2 protein-coding genes are annotated in these 2,348 nt (G+C 70.4%); one reads left to right on the top strand and one right to left on the bottom strand.

Going from position 1 to position 2,348, the window contains the following annotated elements; translation table 11 throughout:
- Positions 1–1,368 (bottom strand): DUF3068 domain-containing protein (locus G6021_RS04125; RefSeq protein ID WP_187700422.1); only part of this gene is annotated, 1,368 nt, incomplete at its 3' end.
- A 103-nt stretch (positions 1,369–1,471) separates the two neighbouring features.
- On the opposite strand from G6021_RS04125, the gene G6021_RS04120 reads away from it, so the two are divergent.
- Positions 1,472–2,348, top strand: an 877-nt coding sequence (locus G6021_RS04120) for an acyltransferase (protein ID WP_182640720.1), incomplete at its 3' end; no start/stop codon positions are given.

Raw genomic sequence — 2,348 nt, 5'->3', positions numbered from 1 at the left:
CGTCGCCGGCCCGGCGCCACCGTCCCCGCGCACACCGCGGGTGTCGCGCGTGCCCCGGGTGGTGCGTCCCCCGGCACCGCTGCGGGCACCCAGGAGGATGCCACCGAGCAGTGCCAGCACGCCCAGCACACCGAGCACGGCCGGCAGGATGCGACCGAACGTGTTGAGCGTGTCGGCGGTCTCCTGGGCGGCGGACTGCGTGATCTCCTTGGTCTCCTCGTTCCAGCCGGACTCGAATCGGACGGCCGTCCGGGTGGGCTCGGCCTTCTCCTCCTCCATGCCCGCCGCGTCGTTGAAGAAGGCCTCGGCCTCGTCCTGGTCCTCGGCGAAGAACTGGTAGATGTTCTCGTTGCCGTTGATCACCTGGCCGGTCTCCGGGTTGACGTACACCGTGCGGGTGTTGGTGTAGTAGCGACGCATGTCGACCTCGCGCTCCGGGTCACCCTCGAGGCCCCACTGGCCCGCGGTCATGCCCTCGCGCCGGTAGCTGGCCAGCACGGCCTCCACGGCGGGGTCGTACCCGTCGGTGATCGAGGCGAAGTGGTCGCGGATCGAGGACCACATGTCGATCGGGCCGAGCTCCTGGCGGAACTCGTACGCGTCGATGCCGCCGACGGTGGTCTCACCGACGAAGGAGATCGGGTTGGTGGTGAAGGTGCTGGCGTCGAAGTAGTCGTAGTCCCGCTGCTCGGTGTCGAACGGGAACTTGTACTGCAGGCCGTTGCGGACGAACCCGGTGGGGGCGGAGTCCTCGGCCCCGGTCGCGACCAACTGCAGGGTGCTCACGGCCTCGTCGATCGGCTCGGCGGTCACGCGGTCCACGGTGACGCGGTCGATCGAGGCGTTGACCAGGCCCTCGACCCCGTCCGACCCGGTCTTGTCCTCGCGGAGCAGCGACTGCGCGGCCTGGAACGTGATCACCTCGGCGTCCGACGGCTCGACCGCCTGGACCCGGCGCTGCGAGTAGAGCGGGATGTCGTTGTCGATGAAGCAGGTGACCGGGAACTGGACCTCGGAGTCGTCGGCCTCCGCACCGTCCTGGGTCTCGACTACCTCGTCGTCGCCCGCCGCGCCGTCCCCGGGGGCGTCGGCGTCCTCGTCGCCGGCCGCGTCGTCGGCGCTGCACTCCGGCCGGGTCGAGTTGAGCTCGGTCGGCGAGTTGCCGGCCAGGGCCGCACCCACCAGGACCGCGCCCTGCGTGGTCTCGGTGACGGTGGTGGTGTTGATGTCCAGCGGAGTCTTCTTCTGCGCCGGCACGACGAAGAAGACGAGCGCCAGTGCGATAGTGATGAGGAACGCGCCGAGCCCGACGAGGACCAGCGCGGGCACTGACGACCTCCGTCCCGCGGAACTACTCTGTCGTGCCATCGGTTGTCCTCCTGGAGTCGCACCCTGGATCCGCCGGTTACCGCCGGGTAGCTCCCCGGGTCGGTCGCCGGACCGGACCATCATCAGGAGAAGATTAACAGTGATGAAGAACGCATTCGCCACCCCCGACCGACAAGTCGGAACTCTCCCGTCCGCCACAGGCTTCGTCCCGGCGCTGGAGGGCTTCCGCGCGGTCGCCGCGCTCGCGGTCCTCACCACTCACGTCGCGTTCCAGACCGGGTCCTCCACAGGGTCGGCGATCAACCGGGTCTGGGGCCGGTTCGACCTGTCCGTGGCGGTCTTCTTCGCCCTGTCCGGGTTCCTGCTGTGGCGGGCCCACGCCCTCCACGCCCGTCGGGGCGGACCCGGCACCGCGCGGTCCGCGGGGACCTACCTGCGTTCCCGCCTCGTCCGGATCATGCCGGCCTACCTCGTCCTGGTGGCCGCGGTGTTCTTCCTCATCCCCCAGAACGCCCGCAGTTCCGCCTCGACCTGGACTGCCAACCTGACCCTGATGCAGGTGTACGTCCCCGACTCCCTGGTCGAGGGTCTGACCCACGCGTGGTCTCTGTCCGTGGAGATGTCCTTCTATCTCGTCCTGCCCCTACTGTGGTGGGCTCTCGCCGGGCTCCGGGGTCGCGCGGCGCGATGGCGCATCCCCGTGATCGCGGCCGTGGGGGTGCTGAGCCTGGCGTGGGCTCTGATCCCCTGGTACGACCTCGGACTGCCCGAGCGGGTCAACGACCAGATCCTGCCCCCGGCGTTCGCCTCATGGTTCGCGGCGGGGATGATCCTCGCCGAGCTGGCCGCCGCCCCGCCCGGACGCATGGCCGCGTTGGCCCGGCACCGCCACGCGCGGTGGGGCTGGTGGACCGTGGTCGCGGCGGCGTTCGCGGCGAGCACCCACCCGCACTGGTTCACCGAGGGGTTCGTGCATCCCTCCGGGCCGGAGTTCGCGGCCCGGACCGCGCTGGGTGCGG

This window comes from Dietzia sp. CW19 (assembly GCF_014145265.1).
GTDB classification, from domain to species: domain Bacteria; phylum Actinomycetota; class Actinomycetes; order Mycobacteriales; family Mycobacteriaceae; genus Dietzia; species Dietzia natronolimnaea.
Note: the sequence above shows the minus strand (reverse complement) of the source record. Positions and strands in the feature narration are given on the sequence as shown.